Raw genomic sequence first — 16,880 nt, forward strand, 5'->3', positions numbered from 1 at the left:
AATATTCCATTCCAGCAAATTGAATTTACAGCAGATATCCCACAGCAATAAAAAGATAACTAAAAGCCGGTCTTCGCCTCAGTTTTAGGTATATTATACCGCTTAAAACAGAAAAGAGCATGCAGGAAATCCCATTCCACAGCTCTAATCCGACTCCCCTGGATACGAAATGAAATACACCCCAGGTCATGGCCAGCACAAGACCGCCAAATGGTATCCGGCTCTCCCTCTTCAATCTGGTTTCAAATGCCTTTTGTCCATACAGAATAATCAGGAGAACCAGCCCCACCTCAAATACATAATAAAGATACTGTGCACAAAATTGGAACACACTCTTTCCTTCGGCCTCTCCCAGTATCTTAAACGTATTCCAGTCAATAAAGGTCATGATCTTGCAGCCTGCCAGGCATAAAAGCGCAGTGAACCAGTCTCTGCGCGGAACAGAGGGTCTGCCGGTTGCGGCGGGGTAATGGTACCGTTTGCGCGAATAAAACAGGAGACCGCTAATTACGGCCGCCCATAAGAACGCCATAAGAATGCAGTGATTCGCCCGCTGATCCGGCGTATAATTCCATATATCCACCTGAAAGAGCATACCTTCAATCACAAATATGGAGAAATACTCCAGCAGAAACGCTCCGAAAGACAGCAAGCTCAGACGGATAAAAGGAGTCCGCTTTATATCGTTCCTATCAGTCACTTCGCCTTCCCCCCCGCTTCTGCAAACCGCTCTGGTCTTCTAGTGTCAATTCTATCATAACTGTTCCCTTCTGGCTATTTACATTTTACTGCCGGTACTTTGAAAGACAGGAGGGTACAGGCCGACGGCATGATTGTCCAGGAATGTTTCTGACTGGATATAATATATTTAGCTGTAAACAAAGCAGCGCGTAATACAGGAGGACTTTACATGTGTACTGCAATGACAATGCAGTTTTCCCAAGGCAATTATTTTGGCCGGACGATGGACTTTTCCTATCCCCTTGATCCCGAACTTTTCTTTGTTCCTGCCGGTTATCGATGGAACAACCTTCTTCGCACACATAACATTCAGAACCAATACAGTTATATGGGGATCGGGCAGGATATTTCGCCCGTTATTTTTGCGGATGGGGTAAATGAAATGGGATTTGCAGCGGCTGTGCTGTATTTCCCCGGTTATGCACAGTACGATCCTGCGACGGCTCCCAGAACTTCAAAACCGCCTATCGCCGCATTGGAGCTGGTCAACTTTCTGTTAGGCCTGTGCGGCAGTGTGAAACAGGCAGCCGAATTGCTTCCGTCCATACAAATTGTAGGCACAGAAGACCCAATTACCAATTCAACCGCCCCTCTCCATTGGATTTTAGCTGATCAAAGCGGTGCCTGCCTCACTGTGGAGAAAATGGCGGACGGCCTGCATCTATCGGATAATTCAATCGGCGTACTCTCCAACAGTCCGGATTTCTCATGGCATATGACAAACCTGAGAAACTATATGAATGTGACTCCAGAACAGAAGTCCCAGGCGTCATGGGGCATGACTTCGCTCTCCCCCTTTGGCCAGGGAGCAGGCACCACAGGTTTACCGGGAGATTACACGCCTCCGTCCAGATTCGTCCGCACCGCCTACTTAAAAAGTCATATCACACCTCCCGCAGATAAAACAGAAGCTGTCCTGTCCTGTTTTCATGTCATGGAAAATGTCACCATACCAAAAGGAGTTGTCGTCACAGACCGGGGTACTTCGGACTATACTCAATACACGGCATTCGTGGATCTATCCAGGCAGGAATATTACTATAAATCTTACGGCGGGACCTGTATACGGAAGATTGCAATGCCTGAGAGGCAATCCGATCCACTTGCTATTATGTCTCTTGGCAAACTGGCTGGTCCAGCTGTTTTCAGCAGCTAGAATAAGGGAGGACTGTAGAAAGAATCCCGCAAGCGGGATTCTCCGCCTGCGGCGGGTTGCTCTGGCAACACAATTTCTTTCCGCCGCAGTGCGATCCCCCGGAGGGTTTGTTCTTACACAGGAAAGTTTGGAGAACTTTCCTGTGTAAGAACAAAAGCGCCTTTCACAAGGCGCTTTTACTAAGTTTCAAATACAATTAAACAGAACCATTTTTTTGTTTATTCCAGCTCGGCAGAACGGACACCCCGATCCAACGACAGCATAAAACTCTCCATTTCTTCTTCCGGCATGGGCTTAGCATAGTAAAATCCCTGAATCTGGTCTACACCAAATTCTTCCACCAGATCTTTCTGCTCTGCTGTCTCCACACCCTCCGCGATCACATTCATTCCCAGCTCCTTAAACGTATGCGTCAGATTCTTTATAGCCAGGGCAGAACTGCCATTGTCCATAGCCGCCCAGACAAGGCTTTTATCCAGCTTAACCGTACCAAATGGAATATTTATTACGGTTGCAATATTAGAATATCCGGTTCCAAAGTCATCCAGTCCCATCTTAATGCCGTGTTTCTCCATATCCAGCGCAAAGGCCGTCACAATCTGCGGATTCTCGGCAAGTGTACTCTCGGTAAATTCAATTTTTATAATCGGCATAGGTATTTCATTTTTCCTGATGATATGTAATACCCTCTCCTGCAAGTCCGGCTGGGAGAACTGCACTGCCGAAAAATTCACATGCACCGCATCCAGCCTGATTCCCTCTGCGAGCATCTTATGGATAAACTGACACACCTTATCCAGCATAAGATAGGTCAAATCAATAATCAGACCGGTTTCTTCCGCAATCGGAATAAACTCCGAAGGATAGACAGGGCCAATGGGAGACTTAGGAATACGCATCAGAGATTCCGCATATTGAAAACACCTCGTCTTTACACAGTAAATTGGCTGATAATACATCTCAAAGGAAGGCTCTGCTGTCTGATCCTTTAAGATCTGTATAATCTGGCGTCTCCGTCTCATCTTCTGCAGCATCTCCTGATCACAGTAGCAGATCGATCCATACTTTCCGGATTTCGCCTGAAATACTGCATATTCAATCGCGCTGATAATTTCTTCCAGTGTCTGTGCCTCCCCCGAATGGTAGATGGCGCCAATCACAGCCGAAATCGTAAAGCGGTAGTCATCGATCTGCCAGGATTCCGCCATCCTCTGCTGAATTTTATCAATACTCTGTACAATCTCACTGTTCTCGTCATTTGTATATAAAAGAGCAAATTCATCCCCGCTGAAACGATACACATTTCCCGCCGGCCCAATCTGAGACAAAAACTGGCTGATCTCCCTTAAGAATTCATCCCCCTTCTGCTGTCCGCAGGTATTATTAATCTGGCGGAAATCCCGCAGGGATATAACAATCAGGGCAAAAGGCTTTTCCGGTGATTTTTTAATCATCAGTCCCAGCATATTCAGCAGTTCCTGCCGGTTTGGAATATTAGTCAGGTAGTCCAGGGAAATCTGCCGGTTCTGTAAATGCAGATAAATGATCAGCAGAGCACAGGTTGCCGCGGAGCCGGACAAAATAACATCCGGATAGAGCTGCTGCACGATAATAACCAGTACCGCCAGAACCGGAAACGCGGCCAGAATCCTGTATATCTCCCGGTTTAATTTCCTGTAATTTACAACCGTGATCACAATACTCGCCAGGCAGTAGGCATAAAAAATGATATAGGTAACAGAAATCAGTCCGCCTCTTGTATAGCCCTGATCCAGGCTGATGTCGAATATGATTTTACTGAAGGGATTGATCAGAATAAGAATCGCATAGAGAGCCCCCGGAATCATTCCCAACCCTACTACGCTCCTGACTTTCTCACTGTCCGGATAAATCACGGAAACCGCATACAGAAAATAGGCCATGCCCATAAGGGGTGTCAGAACAAAATAGATGGTCGTCACAACCCAGGTCATCCATATGGGAATCAGACGATATTGATAGATCATTACGGTAGATAAAATATTTGTAAAAATGGCGCTGAACGTCACCAGCAGACACCACTGAAATATCTTGTTTTTCAAGGTGGGCAGATGGCTTCCTCTTCTGGCATAGATCCATATGATTCCCAGCATAACTAACGATATGGCCTCAGCCGCAATATTCCACTCCAAATTATTCACCCGCCTGTTCCCTCAATCGTATATCTATCGTAGCACAACGCCGGCGGCTAAACAAGAAAAACTATCCTTTTCGGAGAGCCGGTTAAGGATGTATTTCTGCCTGTTCATCCGCATCATTTCATCCTTCTGCGCAAAGAGGACCCGATTTTGCACAGAAATCAGCCCGGCCTTTAATAATCCTGGGCCGGCCGGCATTTTTCCGCCAATTCCGCTCTTGCATTACAGAAGGATTAGCGTATAATGAGCGCATACGATGTCAGAATTTAAGGAGGAATACAAATGTACGATATCATTATTGTAGGCGCGGGCCCCGCAGGAATCAGTGCGGGTATCTATGCAACAAGCCGCGGACGTAAAACATTAGTATTAGAACAAAAGGAAGTCGGGGGCGTGATTGGAAAAGTATCCACCGTCACCCACTATTCCGGAATTATAGAGCAGGAAACAGGAGCCTCATTTGCAGAGCGTCTGAAAAATCAGGCCCTCTCTTCCGGCGTGGAGCTAAAATTGGAGCAGGTAACCGCTGTCTCCCTGAAAGGTGAGGTCAAGACCATAACGACGAACGCAGGCGTATACGAAGCGCCGAAGGTAATCCTTGCAAATGGAACCACACCCCGTAAACTGGGAATTCCAGGTGAGGCGGAGCTCGCTGGAAAAGGCGTAGGGGCAAATGCAGCAAAGGACGGTGCCTCCTTCCAGGGCAAAAATATCTACGTGGTAGGCGGTGCGGACGGCGCGGTCAAAGAAGCCCTCTATTTATCGAAATTTGCTGCAAAACTCACGATCATCCATTTTGAAGATGCCCTGGGATGCATCGCAGAATTTCAGAAAAAAATAGACGCTGCATCTAATATTGAAGTGCGGACAGCAACCAGGCTTGGCGCCATCTATGGAACCGACCAGATCGAAAAACTGGAGCTTGTCTCAGAAAAAGACGGAACTGTGGAAGCGATTGAAGATCCGGGCTGCGGTATCTTCATCTATGCCGGCGCTACCCCCAACACAGAGCTCTATACAGAACTGACTCTGGAAGACGGCTACATCCCGGTAAACGAGAAAATGGAGACAGCCATTCCCGGCGTTTACGCTGCCGGAGACATCCGTGTGAAACAGGTGCGCCAGGCCGCCACTGCGGTTGCAGACGGAGCGATCGCGGGAATCAATGCCGCTGTGAAATAAGGGCTTTGCGATGATTCCAAAGGTTTGGAATCATGAGTAAGATATAGAATGAAAAAAGCACCTCGTCGGCTGACGGATAAGTCAGTGACGGGGTGCTTGGTGGTTAGAGGGCAGAATACTTCGGAACAATCAAGATGAAATTTTCTTCTTCTCTTCTTCGGATTTTTCTTCTATTAATTCGGCTATGATAGCCATATAGTCTTCGTAGAAGCTATATCTACTCGTGCCGTCTGAAATAAAATCATATATTTGAAAAACAAAGATACATATGGCAAAAGTAAGAAAGGAAATCATTAGGAAAAATAGGATGAAAAATGTTCCTAGTCGAATCATGATTTCTATCCAGTGCATGCCATCGAAATCAGTAATAAACGATTTAAAGTTGTCCACTGGATAATCCATTAGTGCGGGAATTAATATCGCTGACAGCATTGCCACTGAAATAGGGGTAAAAAATGTCTTTAAAATACCCAGATAGGTATTTCCACCTCTCTTTTTATTGTTTAGAAAGCGGTTAAACTCAATTAATTGATCTACTGACAAGGTTTGAAATTTACTCTTTACATAACACTTCCATTCCTTATATCTGGTAAAACGCTTGTCGACAGGAATCTTTTTCCATTGGCGTTTACGCTTTATATCTCCACAAACAAATTTATAAATCTGAAATTGTTCACTATATCGATAGTCCGCTATTTCTTCCCACTGTTTTTCATAGTTATCCTTACGCATATATGCTTCCTCTTTTGCAGGGCCGCCTGAAATAAAGTATGAAAGGTTGATTATTCGCCGTATTGCTCTAATTTTTTTGAATATGCCAGTAGTCGATGGTATTTTTTAAGATTTTGTTCTGCAATCTTCTTTAAAATAAGAGTGTCGTGTTCATCACTCAAAACATGGACCTTCCTGTGACAATTGGGACAAATAGCCACCACATTATCCATCGTATCACTGCCGCCGTCGGCAAGTCGCATCACGTGATGTTCTTCCAGATAAGGCTTTCTTTCCTTATCATAAAAGGGTGCGTCAGCCCCACACATCTGACATTTACCCTCAGCTATCTGTTTTACCATCTCTTTTACATATGGACTCCTATAATATACTATCTCTTCCTTTTTCTGAAACTTTTTTCTTGTACTATTTTTAATTTGAGCCGCTAGCTTTGCTGGGGATAGCTGCCTAGCTTTTGCTTCGTCCAAATCCATCTGGATCTCGATCTCGACTTCAGAAGGATTATACTTTTTCTCTGTATCTAATAATTCCAGTACCCTTTGTCTTTCTTGATCACTTTTCTGTACGCTGGCAGTCTTCCTGATGATAAACTCATACATTGGCCGATTTGCTTCGAACAAATAACCAGTTTTACCTTTGCCAAGCCGGTTGAAAGGCGCATCCGCTAATGGCTGCAATTGGAGTAGTTCTTCTCTATAGTCCGATGTAATAATCGTCTCCGGAAAAGGAATATAGGTAGTGTCTACTCGCCACCCCTCCTGCTGCCATTCTGCTGATAGCTCTTCTGGCCTACTAGCCTCATATACATCTCTTTTGGCGATACTAACCGCCTTAATGTGCTTTTTATAACTATGTATGATGATATCACCGCGTTTTACTGCTTTCATTTTCTCCCAGTGAGAAACTTTTTGTCCAGAGTTGCCACGTTGGGGCGCCCATAAATAGCCGCCACGAAATTCTTCCTCAAAGGTCTTGTTCTGGAATACAAAAAAATAGTTCATATGCTCTCCTATTATTGTCTATAGTTATAAACGTACCGTTTTATATAAGCATACATCATAATTCAATAAATCTGATATTCGAAGATAAAATCCCTATTTCCTTTAATACCCGTATAAAGTACTTTCTTTGATCATTGCCGTCTTCGTCCTTGTGATACGATATAATCCATTTTGCCCTACTAAAATTATTATGCGCTTGCCTAAAGTATGGTATATCTGCTTTACCGAAAGACATCCCTATTACACATATTGTATCTGGATTCAAATTATGGCTATCGTAAAAAATATCGACATCTGATAAAAACTCATTCACATTCTTACGGGTTAGCCTTAAATACTCTTCTGCCCAGTTATAAGCAACCCGTTCATACATATCAGCTGTTTCATTGTATAAATTATTCACTTTTGATATGCAATCATCATTCCCATGCCCAAATTGAGGCTCCAAGCAGTTTTTGCCCACTTCCCCATGAGGTCTAAATACGTACTCCTTATTTATGCCATATACACGTTCTAACGTATGAGTATAATTAAAAACAAGAAAAAAATCTGAACCTTCTTCACCATCCACACACTTTCTGTCATATGAAAAAAAGAGCTTAGATATTTTATATTTCACTTTAATCGTATCCCGATCCTTTTCACCAGCCCATGAAATAAAGGCTTGCTGTAATTCTGAGTACACGTCTAAATTCGAAATCAGTACATCTCTCTTCCATGCAGTATCATACGGTTTCCCGATATTAAAGTCACAATTGTTGCTATTAACCATGTCGAATAAGTAATAATTACTTAAACATGCCAGATTGTTTTCGAAATCTGACCAAAACATATCTGCATCATCTCCGTAGATCTCATACATCTTTATAAATTTAAGATACAGACTGCTATAATTATCTCTTAAATAATGTTTAAAATTTAAGTACGATGTATCTAAATTATGGCTTAAATCAAATCCATTTCCTAGAAAATAGAGTCTCATTTGTATGATTTCTCCCGACGATTAAACTTATAAATATCTATTTCCGTCTTAACCCCACGCATACCTCACAGTGCCCCGTCCACGGGAACATGTCCACCGGCTGTATCTTTTCGGCCTTGTACCCCTGCTTCTGTAAATACTTCAAATCCCTTGCCAGTGTCTCCGGATTGCAGGAAATATAAACAATCTTTTTGGGTCCCAGCTTCACGGCGGATGCCATGAATTTCTCATCACTGCCAGCTCTGGGCGGGTCCATGAAGATCACATCCGCCTTCTGGTTTTCCGCCGCCATTGCCTCCATGAACTCTCCGGCATCCCCCTGGATAAACTCTGCATTTGTGAGCTTGTTCTCCCTGGCATTGATCCTGGCATCCCGTACCGCGTCTCTGTTTAATTCCACGCCAATCACCTTGCCCGCGCGCTTTGCAGCAATCAGGCCAATGGTTCCGATCCCGCAGTATGCGTCGATGACCGTTTCTTTTCCGGTGAGTCCGGCAAATTCTGCCGCGGTATTGTACAGGATCTCGGTCTGCACCGGATTGACCTGGTAAAAAGACTTGGGCGAGATACGGAACGTACAGCCGCAGAGCACATCCTTGATAAAGCCCGGGCCGTAGATGGTTTTCTCCTGCTCTCCGAGGATCATACTGGTTCTTTTATCGTTCACGTTCACTACAACCGTGGTAATCTCCGGATGCTCTTTGCGCAGGGCTTTTACAAAGTTGTTCTTGGAAGGCAGGATGGGTGAGCCAAGCACAAGGACTACCATGATTTCCCCCGTCTGAAAGCCCCTGCGGACCAGAACACGCCGCAGAAGCCCATACCCTGTATCTTCATCGTAAGTCTTGATCTTGAAGGAACGGAGCATCTGGCGGATGGTACGGATGATCTCCTGGCTTTTCTGATCCTCGATCAGACAGTTTTCCACCGGCAGGACCCGATGGGTGTTTGCCTGGTAAGTGCCGGAGATAATATTTCCCCTCCGGTCTCGGTCAAAGGCGGCATGTACCTTATTCCGGTAATAGTAAGGATGCTCCATGCCGATGATCGGGCTTACCTTACAAAAGCTGCCCAGCAGAGCCTCCACCTGTTTTTGTTTATTTTTCAGCTGCTTATCGTAAGTCATGCCCTGAAATGTGCATCCCCCGCATTTCTTAGCGATATCACATGCAATTATTTCTTTTTCCATATGTCAAACCCTTTCCGGATACTCTATTCTGCCCGAACCGCCCATCTCATTTTTGTTGAGCGGGCACGGCTGTTTTTGCTGCATTCTTCTTTGGATGGGCGGATTACTTCATTGGCAATCTCACTGTAAAGTCCTTCTTTCTGGTATTGCTTAAACGATTTTTTCACCAGGCGGTCTTCTCCTGAATGAAAGGTTAAAATAGCCGCTCTTCCACCGGGAGCCAGAACTCCGGGGAGTTTTTCCAGGAAGGAATACAGCGCCTCGAATTCATTATTTACATCAATACGAAGTGCCTGAAAGGTCCTCTGGCTGGATTTCTTTACAGCCTCTTTCCGCTCTCTATCGGGCAAAAATGAGAGCGCCTCTTCGATTACCTGATAGAGATCTGTCGTTGTGACGATTTCTCCGCCCCTTCTGAGCCATGCCGTCACAGCTCCGGCAATTTCCGCCGCATAGGGCTCGTCCGCATTTTCCAACAGCATGCCTTCCAGTTCATCCTGCGCGATCTCCTTTAAACGCTCTGCGGCACTGATCCCCTTCTGCGGATTCATACGCAAATCCAACGGGCCCTCGGTTTTATAGGAAAATCCCCGGTCAGGATTGTCTATCTGCATGGATGAGACACCCAGATCTGCCAGAATGAAGTCAAACTTGCCCACTTCTGCCGATACCTGATCAATCTCAGCAAAGTTCTGCAGCCGCACGGTCAGGATCTCCGGACCATAGCCCAGCCTTTCCAGACGCTCCTTTGTCTTTGCCGACTCGATTGGATCTACATCCAGGGCATACAGATGTCCTTGATTTTCCAGGCATCTCAGCATTTCCTGTGTATGGCCTCCATAGCCAAGGGTGGCATCCAGCCCGGTCTGTCCCGGCTTGATCTGCAGAAAGTCCAGTATCTCTTTTACACAGATCGAAATATGCATGCCCGCAGGGGTGCTTCCTTTTCCGATTACTTTCGTAACCGTATCAGCATATTTATCTGGATTCAGTTCCTTATACTTCTCTTTATAATTTCTGGGATAAGCACCGGAATAGCGGACACGGCGCTTATGAGTATTCTCTTCCATGTTGTTCTCCTTGTTTTGGGTAATATGTCTCTTTCTACAAGTTTATCTCATATATTTTTTATTACGTTCGTTCCTCACTCCATAAAAAGAAGGGGGTCCCTTCTCAAACGCTTCGCTTTTGAGAAGCAGCAAATAGTTTCGCTTTGCTCTATTATTTTTTATTATATCATAAATTTTAAAACTATAGGTTAATCTGTGAAATTATCACGATTGTTCTGATATTATGTCAGAATAAAAAAGGAGCATCCGTCATTTCAGGCTGATGCTCCACAACTCCAATACACATTATGTACTGATTTCTTATGAAAGAATATCTTCTTTCTTCTCCACAATCGCAACCGCCGCCGCACAGGCAGGACAGTCACAATATACTGCTCCTGCTGCCTTGATTTCCCTTGCATGAGCCGCAACTTCTTTCGCTTTGTCCGCTCCAAAGACCTGTGCACCATGCTCTGATTCTGCAAAGCTGATCAGCCCGTCGATGGAGACAATATCCGCTTCCAGCTCTGCCATATATTTTTTCGTTTCCGCTGCCTCATTTTCCGTTCCAACGGCATCCAGCCAGGCCTGTGCCGCCGCCTTCGCCTCAGCGCTGCATGAGAATGCATTCATGAGATCATGGGTCTTTTCCACAACAAAATCTAATACTTCTTTTTTCATAGCTGATATCTCCTTTCAACTGTTTAAACTTTATTATAGTTTACTACGATTTTTACACTATTGCAATTCGGAGCTATTGGATCATTTTCAAAATTATTCAGCTGCCCTTCAGGCTGACAGCCTCTAAACCAGGAATAGTGATATCAAAAATGTACAGACTAAGTGAAAGCAGAAGACTTCCTTCGTCTTGTTATCGGGTAAAGAGAGGATATTATGAGATTTGACGCAGTATACTTTGAGCCGGAAAGCCTTTCCTATGAGCTGGGGAAGCAGTTAAGAGAACAATTTTCAGATTTGCCATGGATCGAGATAGAAAATCACAATGCCATAGAGGAAATGCGAAAAAAGGAAAATTCCGAATTTGCCAGAATGAAGCGTAATTTAATTGTCGGCATCCGTAAAACGCACCGGTATGTGGAAAATCACAAAGTATCGGATTATCTGGTCCCCTATACGTCGTCAGGCTGTACTGCTATGTGCTTGTATTGCTATCTTGTCTGCAATTATAATAAATGTTCGTATTTACGCCTGTTTGTCAACAGGGAGCAGATGCTGGACCGGCTGATTAAGAAGGGGCAAAAGAGTGAGAAGCCTCTCACCTTTGAGATTGGAAGCAACAGTGACCTGGTACTGGAAAATACGATAACAGGCAATCTTCTGTACACGATCAGCCGGTTTGCAGAAGAAGGCAGCGGAAATTTAACCTTTCCCACGAAGTTTCATATGGTGGACAGCCTGCTTGACCTGCCTCACCAGGGTAAGGTCATCTTCCGCATGAGCGTCAATCCCCAGCCGCTGATACGCCGTATCGAACTCGGAACCTCCAGTCTTCAAAAAAGAATGGAGGCCGTCAACCGTATGTGCGAGGCAGGATATCCCTGCGGGCTCCTGATTGCACCGGTTATGCTGGTGGAGGACTGGAAGGCGATGTATACAGAACTTCTGGAGCAGCTCCGTAACGGCCTGACCGAGAAAATGCGAAAGCAAATGTTTCTGGAAATCATTCTGATGACCTATTCCTATGTACACCGGGCTATCAACAGCGAGGCGTTCCCGAAGGCACCAGATTTATATGACAGCCAGCTCATGACAGGACGGGGACGAGGGAGATATTGCTACAGGCCGGAAGTCAGAACAGAGGCAGAGGCATTTTTACGGTCGGAAGTGAAACGGATACTGGGAGATGTAACGATTCTGTATGTTAGCTGACTGTATAATCTAAATATATAACGAAGGAGAATTGAAATGGAAGTTTTCACAGAATATCTGGCACAAATTCGGGATGAGACGCAGCGTACCCGTGTAAAAGAGGTGTTAGACTGGGTCCGGCATGACTTCCCGGAATTACAGCCCAGATATGCCTGGAACCAGCCCATGTTCACGGATCACGGCACCTTTATTATTGGGTTCAGCATTGCAAAACTGCACATGGCTGTTTCTCCGGAGCGGGCAGGGATGGAACATTTTCATGATGATATCTCAGAAGCCGGTTACAGCCAGAGTACCATGCTGTTTCGCATCAAATGGGATGAGCCGGTAAATTATGAACTGTTAGGCCGCATCATTCGCTTTAATCAGACGGACAAAGCCGAGTGCAGGACATTTTGGAGGAAATAATACCCTCCGTTCTCCATAAAGGATAGATTTCACGCATCTGCAAATAATATTTTCAACGACATTAGGAGGTACGATCAGTGAAGGCTATTGTATTTGACGGAGTGCAGAAGGTAGAATGCAGAACGGTGGAAGATCCCAGGATAGAAAAAGAGGATGACATTATTGTAAAAGTGACATCCACGGCTATCTGCGGGTCGGATTTGCATTTAGTACATGGTTTGGTAAAGGGAATGTATGATGGGTATGTATTAGGCCATGAGACAATGGGTATTGTGGAAGAAGCCGGAAAAGAGGTAAAAAATCTCCGGAAAGGCGACCGGGTTGTTATCCCTTTTCCTGTCGCATGCGGACATTGCGAATTCTGTGACAGAGGGGAATTCAGCCAGTGCGATCATTCAAATGACTATGGGGAATCGGGGGGATTGCTCGGCTACAGCAAATATCATGGGAATTACGCCGGAGGACAGGCCGAATACATCAGGGTCCCCTATGCCAATGTAGGCCCCAAAAAAGTGCCGGAGGGGATGACAGATGAACAGGTTTTATTTGTAACAGATGTCCTCCCCACATCCTACTGGGGCACCGAAATTGCGAATGTAAAGGCCGGGGATACCGTGGTTGTATTAGGCTGTGGCCCTATCGGGCTGATGACGATCAAATGGTGTATTCAAAAAGGCGCAGGCAGGATCATCGCGGTCGACCGGGTCGGTTACCGCCTGAAGCATGCAGCCGGCTATGGTGTGGAAACCTTAAACTTTGAAGAATATGAACAGGTAGGGGAATATATAAAAGAAATTACACATGGGGGCGCCCATTGCGTGATCGACTGTGTCGGGCTGGATGGTAAGAGCTCGGTCATGGAAAAAATTGAAACGGCACTCAAATTACAGGGCGGATCAAAATCAGCAATCGAAACGGCTTCCCAATGTATCAGGAAAACAGGCACCGTTGCGTTGATTGGAGTATATGGCAATAAATACAATAATTTTCCTCTCGGTAATTTCTTCTCCAAAAACATTTCATTAAAAATGGGGCAATGCCCTGCTACCGGATATGTCGATCTGATGCTCCAGAAAATACAAAAGGGAGAAATAGACGCGACAGATATTATAACTCATAAGCTCAGCTTGGATGAAGGAAGCCATGCTTACAGCATTTTTGATAAAAAAGAGGATAACTGCATTAAGGTAATTTTAAAACCATAACGTGATTAAAAGGGCAGTGTCCCTCCGATGGACAGGCAGCCGCTCCTGATGACAGAGCGGTGTCTGATCCGTTCCAGACGGCGGCAGTGCCCTTTTAAGCTCTCTTATCCGAACATTGCCAGATTATCTTCGACACTCTCCAGCAGCTCGTCCCATTTATCAATCAAAAGATCATAGTAATCCTCTTTTTTTACAACGCCTGCCAAGTCTTCTTTCGTGAGACATAGGACATAGCTGCCTCTTAATGCCAATAAGCGTCTCTCCGCTTCCGCCTCACTTGTCAATCCCTTCTTACTGAACAGCAGTGTTGTCGTGGTACCCTTCACCTGCATTATCTGCCCGATATTGCGTATAACCTTTATGTCTGCCTTTCTATTCCAGTTTTTGCACTCTGCCAGAATCAGAGCGCCAAGATTCCATAACTTTTTATCTGTCGAAACATTGATGCAGCACAAATCAATCTCCTGCCTGGCGACCCGTACCCGTCTGCCGTTTAGCTTTAAGCCGGGTATTCTTTCAAGCATGTAAGCAGCGGCATTTTCCCAGGCAATTCCTTTTTCATAGGCGGTTCCTTCTTCCGCTTTATCCAGCAAATTCCTAAACTCCGACAGCTCGAACTTCTTCGTTCTGGTGACGCTGCTTACTTCCTCAGGATAATCTCCTTTTAACAAGGTATACATCTTTTCAAAATACACAGCATGGTTCGTGATCGCCTGCAGCCAGTCTTTTGACAGAATCTCTTCCTCTTTACAGCGTAAATATCCCCTCAGTTCTTCAATCCTGCACAGATAGACATCCATAAATTTTTCTTTCGTTATTATCTCAGGCGCATGCATGCAATCACAAATCTGCTCTTCCATAAAATATAAAAATGTCTCGTAAACCGGCTGCAGCTTTTCTCTGGTCCATTCTACATCTGAAACTGCAATGACATACTGAAATACACTCTGCCAGCTTTCAAATATTTCATACGGCTGATAGTAAATTCCGTATGCATAGATGGGATTCTGAATTATGGTACTGATATCGTTTATGCTGAATATACCGGTATCCTTATAGCCAAATTGCTCTCCCGGATATGCGTCTTCGCCGGCATTTAAGCGCAGTTTCCTGCCCCCTTCCATTAACAGATAAAAATCATCCCCCTCAGGCTCAGGCAAGACTCCAATAATTCTTCTTCCTTTTAGTTCGTTCAGAAGAAAAGATTTTATCATCACCTGTTTGCCATACAGACAGGGCGCTTCACGGCTCAGCCATATCTGTACTGCCCTCTCCATCCAGGGCAATCTTGCATCTGCATATTCGATTCCCATCCCCAGACAGCAAACAGAAAGGCTCTGATTCCCTCTTTGAAATTCAAACTGCTGAGGCGAGTATAAATGCCCAAGACAAAATGTATGGTAAGCGATTAACCATGCCATATGAACAGCAATTGTTTGATTTTTCTTTTGCTCATCCAATTTGTATAAAATAGCCGATTGAAAGTCAAACTCAGGATTTTCAAGAATTTGTTGAAAAATATCCCTCTGTACTATCCTGATTTGTTCCATGATATCCCCGGTCTGCTGCTGCGTTCCCAGGATACAGTAAATTTCCAGCATATCTTCCAGGTCAAGATCACCGGCATCTTCTTTTAGCGCTGCGATACCCTCAGGAAAATCTTTCAAATAGTCTTTTAAACTATGAACGGCCCTGACACTAATCAGGCCCGTTTCTTCATCCTTCAATGCCATTAAGTAAACCAATAGAACTCCGGCATTTGCCAGCATAGCATGCTCCCCTCTTTTACCGTTGGCTGTACATCATGATCGCTTAAACCCCAGCGCTCGTTTCGCTTTATCAGGCAAACCATTTCCAAGTACAGCGACACCGTAATCTTTATCGCATAAAAAACTGTCGATTAATACCATATTAGACTATGAAATGCCATCCATGCAACATTCTTGCGTCATTTACTGCATAAGTTATTATAGAGAGGTCATTTCAATATATCCTCTCAAAGGAGGGATTTCAGTGTATTTTAATAATGATTGTGACAACTTTCCAGATAAATATGATATAAATTGCAGCTGTAATAATACTTGTCAGCCCCCTCAGCCGGACTGCTGTCCGCCGTGTTGCCCCGGAGTACCAGGACCTCAAGGTGTACCAGGCCCCGCGGGTCCCCAGGGTATACCAGGCGCTCCTGGGCCTCAGGGTGAACCTGGTCCCGCCGGTGCTCAGGGTGAAGCCGGCCCTGCTGGGCCTCAGGGTATGCAAGGTGTCGCAGGGCCTCAAGGGGAACCGGGCCCCGCGGGACCTCAAGGCGTTGCTGGCCCTGCTGGGCCGCAGGGGGATGCTGGTCCTACAGGGGCTCAAGGGGTTACCGGGCCCACAGGGCCTCAGGGCGTGACCGGTTCTACCGGGGCACAGGGAGATACTGGTCCTACAGGACCGCAGGGTGTGACCGGCCCTACAGGACTCCAAGGTGCGACTGGGCCTACCGGAGCACAGGGAGATACTGGCCCTACAGGACCTCAGGGCGTGACCGGCCCTACAGGACTCCAAGGTATTACTGGACCCACAGGGCCTCAGGGGCCAATCGCCGCCACTATACCATTCTCTTACTCCAACCAGAGTTCATCCGGTGTTTCGCTCAGTACTGACGATACAGGTGCTCCGTCCCTGATTGCCTACGCCGGCTTTGGGGGCGACAGCGGATATTATTCCGCTCTGGAGCCCGGTGAATGGGCATCAGGGGTCATAGTTATCAACACAAGTGAATCCTATCCCTCTTCCTTCGTCATGCCTTATGACGGTACTGTACGTAATTTTTATGGTGTATTTACCAACCGGCAAGAACTATCTTTGGCGGAAGGCGTGACCCTGCGGCCGTTTATGTGTCTGGGCATAGGAGAAACCGACAGACTTGCATTTCGGATACTGCCGGAAAGTTTTGTATACTTCCCACCTTATACAGGGGGAGAGTCAATTCCCAAATATACTATCCGCAGCGCCAGCCAAACCGGGCTGAATATTGCGCTGCCGGCCGGAACACTTGTCACGATTATCTTTGGAATAACTGCGACAGGCTCGGCTTCAGCACAATATATTACCGCTTCTATCAGCGGGGGTATTTATATCGAGTAACGATAGGTAAAAAGGCCCCGGGTTGGCTGCGGTCAATCC

At 45.6% G+C, this 16,880-nt stretch carries 15 protein-coding genes; 6 read left to right on the top strand and 9 right to left on the bottom strand.

Annotated features, from left to right (window positions below; genetic code table 11):
* Nucleotides 1–25: 25 nt before the first annotated feature.
* Nucleotides 26–700 (bottom strand): hypothetical protein, encoded by a 675-nt coding sequence (locus ABCW47_RS08230; protein WP_343209373.1) that lies wholly within the window; start codon nt 698–700, stop codon nt 26–28.
* Between the two features lie 210 nt (nt 701–910).
* Between ABCW47_RS08230 and ABCW47_RS08235 the strand changes: the two genes are divergently transcribed.
* The gene (locus ABCW47_RS08235; RefSeq protein ID WP_343209374.1) at nt 911–1,897 is read left to right on the top strand and encodes a linear amide C-N hydrolase; all 987 of its coding nucleotides are present in this window, start codon (nt 911–913) and stop codon (nt 1,895–1,897) included.
* 218 nt (nt 1,898–2,115) lie between these two features.
* On the opposite strand, the gene ABCW47_RS08240 is transcribed toward ABCW47_RS08235, so the two are convergent.
* Complete coding sequence (locus tag ABCW47_RS08240) at nt 2,116–4,029, bottom strand: EAL domain-containing protein (RefSeq protein ID WP_425516068.1); 1,914 nt, start codon at nt 4,027–4,029, stop codon at nt 2,116–2,118.
* Nucleotides 4,030–4,356: 327 nt separating this feature from the next.
* Between ABCW47_RS08240 and ABCW47_RS08245 the strand changes: the two genes are divergently transcribed.
* Nucleotides 4,357–5,256: an NAD(P)/FAD-dependent oxidoreductase gene (locus ABCW47_RS08245; RefSeq protein WP_343209376.1), complete on the top strand. Its 900-nt coding sequence runs from the start codon at nt 4,357–4,359 to the stop codon at nt 5,254–5,256.
* Between the two features lie 129 nt (nt 5,257–5,385).
* On the opposite strand, the gene ABCW47_RS08250 is transcribed toward ABCW47_RS08245, so the two are convergent.
* The 6 genes from ABCW47_RS08250 to ABCW47_RS08275 all read right to left on the bottom strand — a co-directional run bounded on the left by ABCW47_RS08250 (nt 5,386) and on the right by ABCW47_RS08275 (nt 10,890).
* Nucleotides 5,386–5,988, bottom strand: a complete 603-nt coding sequence (locus tag ABCW47_RS08250; RefSeq protein ID WP_343209377.1) for a hypothetical protein — start codon at nt 5,986–5,988, stop codon at nt 5,386–5,388.
* 50 nt (nt 5,989–6,038) lie between these two features.
* Nucleotides 6,039–6,989 (bottom strand): HNH endonuclease, encoded by a 951-nt coding sequence (locus ABCW47_RS08255; protein ID WP_343209378.1) that lies wholly within the window; start codon nt 6,987–6,989, stop codon nt 6,039–6,041.
* A gap of 55 nt (nt 6,990–7,044) precedes the next feature.
* Nucleotides 7,045–7,971, bottom strand: coding sequence for an AbiH family protein (locus tag ABCW47_RS08260; protein ID WP_343209379.1), 927 nt, complete (start codon nt 7,969–7,971; stop codon nt 7,045–7,047).
* A gap of 37 nt (nt 7,972–8,008) precedes the next feature.
* A complete protein-coding gene (gene rlmD / locus ABCW47_RS08265; protein WP_343209380.1) occupies nt 8,009–9,160 on the bottom strand; it encodes a 23S rRNA (uracil(1939)-C(5))-methyltransferase RlmD in 1,152 nt (383 codons plus the stop codon).
* A gap of 23 nt (nt 9,161–9,183) precedes the next feature.
* A complete protein-coding gene (gene rsmH, locus ABCW47_RS08270) occupies nt 9,184–10,230 on the bottom strand; it encodes a 16S rRNA (cytosine(1402)-N(4))-methyltransferase RsmH (RefSeq protein ID WP_343209381.1) in 1,047 nt (348 codons plus the stop codon).
* A 300-nt stretch (nt 10,231–10,530) separates the two neighbouring features.
* A complete protein-coding gene (locus ABCW47_RS08275) occupies nt 10,531–10,890 on the bottom strand; it encodes a molecular chaperone Hsp90 (protein ID WP_343209382.1) in 360 nt (119 codons plus the stop codon).
* A 213-nt stretch (nt 10,891–11,103) separates the two neighbouring features.
* Between ABCW47_RS08275 and ABCW47_RS08280 the strand changes: the two genes are divergently transcribed.
* The 3 genes from ABCW47_RS08280 to ABCW47_RS08290 all read left to right on the top strand — a co-directional run bounded on the left by ABCW47_RS08280 (nt 11,104) and on the right by ABCW47_RS08290 (nt 13,712).
* On the top strand, nt 11,104–12,099 hold the full coding sequence (locus ABCW47_RS08280; protein WP_343209383.1) for an SPL family radical SAM protein: 996 nt from the start codon (nt 11,104–11,106) through the stop codon (nt 12,097–12,099).
* 36 nt (nt 12,100–12,135) lie between these two features.
* On the top strand, nt 12,136–12,507 hold the full coding sequence (locus tag ABCW47_RS08285) for an iron chaperone (RefSeq protein WP_343209384.1): 372 nt from the start codon (nt 12,136–12,138) through the stop codon (nt 12,505–12,507).
* 77 nt (nt 12,508–12,584) lie between these two features.
* Nucleotides 12,585–13,712 carry a zinc-dependent alcohol dehydrogenase gene (locus ABCW47_RS08290; protein ID WP_343209385.1) on the top strand — a complete coding sequence of 376 codons (1,128 nt, stop codon included), beginning with the start codon at nt 12,585–12,587 and terminating at the stop codon, nt 13,710–13,712.
* A 104-nt stretch (nt 13,713–13,816) separates the two neighbouring features.
* Here the strand turns inward: ABCW47_RS08290 and ABCW47_RS08295 are convergent, their stop codons facing one another.
* Nucleotides 13,817–15,481 carry a hypothetical protein gene (locus ABCW47_RS08295; protein ID WP_343209386.1) on the bottom strand — a complete coding sequence of 555 codons (1,665 nt, stop codon included), beginning with the start codon at nt 15,479–15,481 and terminating at the stop codon, nt 13,817–13,819.
* A gap of 619 nt (nt 15,482–16,100) precedes the next feature.
* On the opposite strand from ABCW47_RS08295, the gene ABCW47_RS08300 reads away from it, so the two are divergent.
* Nucleotides 16,101–16,841 carry a collagen-like domain-containing protein gene (locus ABCW47_RS08300; RefSeq protein WP_343209387.1) on the top strand — a complete coding sequence of 247 codons (741 nt, stop codon included), beginning with the start codon at nt 16,101–16,103 and terminating at the stop codon, nt 16,839–16,841.
* The last annotated feature ends 39 nt before the right edge of the window (nt 16,842–16,880 follow it).

This window comes from Anaerolentibacter hominis (assembly GCF_032380675.1).
Classification (GTDB): Bacteria; Bacillota; Clostridia; order Lachnospirales; family Lachnospiraceae; genus Anaerolentibacter; species Anaerolentibacter hominis.

Excerpts from the sequence above, each read along its gene's own strand:
- ABCW47_RS08275 (WP_343209382.1), bottom strand. The coding sequence starts at position 10,890 with ATGAAAAAAGAAGTATTAGATTTTGTTGTGGAAAAGACCCATGATCTC.
- ABCW47_RS08235 (WP_343209374.1), top strand. The coding sequence starts at position 911 with ATGTGTACTGCAATGACAATGCAGTTTTCCCAAGGCAATTATTTTGGC.
- rsmH (WP_343209381.1), bottom strand. The coding sequence starts at position 10,230 with ATGGAAGAGAATACTCATAAGCGCCGTGTCCGCTATTCCGGTGCTTAT.
- ABCW47_RS08250 (WP_343209377.1), bottom strand. The coding sequence starts at position 5,988 with ATGCGTAAGGATAACTATGAAAAACAGTGGGAAGAAATAGCGGACTAT.
- ABCW47_RS08255 (WP_343209378.1), bottom strand. The coding sequence starts at position 6,989 with ATGAACTATTTTTTTGTATTCCAGAACAAGACCTTTGAGGAAGAATTT.
- ABCW47_RS08245 (WP_343209376.1), top strand. The coding sequence starts at position 4,357 with ATGTACGATATCATTATTGTAGGCGCGGGCCCCGCAGGAATCAGTGCG.
- ABCW47_RS08295 (WP_343209386.1), bottom strand. The coding sequence starts at position 15,481 with ATGCTGGCAAATGCCGGAGTTCTATTGGTTTACTTAATGGCATTGAAG.
- ABCW47_RS08240 (WP_425516068.1), bottom strand. The coding sequence starts at position 4,029 with ATGCTGGGAATCATATGGATCTATGCCAGAAGAGGAAGCCATCTGCCC.
- ABCW47_RS08285 (WP_343209384.1), top strand. The coding sequence starts at position 12,136 with ATGGAAGTTTTCACAGAATATCTGGCACAAATTCGGGATGAGACGCAG.
- ABCW47_RS08260 (WP_343209379.1), bottom strand. The coding sequence starts at position 7,971 with ATGAGACTCTATTTTCTAGGAAATGGATTTGATTTAAGCCATAATTTA.
- ABCW47_RS08280 (WP_343209383.1), top strand. The coding sequence starts at position 11,104 with ATGAGATTTGACGCAGTATACTTTGAGCCGGAAAGCCTTTCCTATGAG.
- rlmD (WP_343209380.1), bottom strand. The coding sequence starts at position 9,160 with ATGGAAAAAGAAATAATTGCATGTGATATCGCTAAGAAATGCGGGGGA.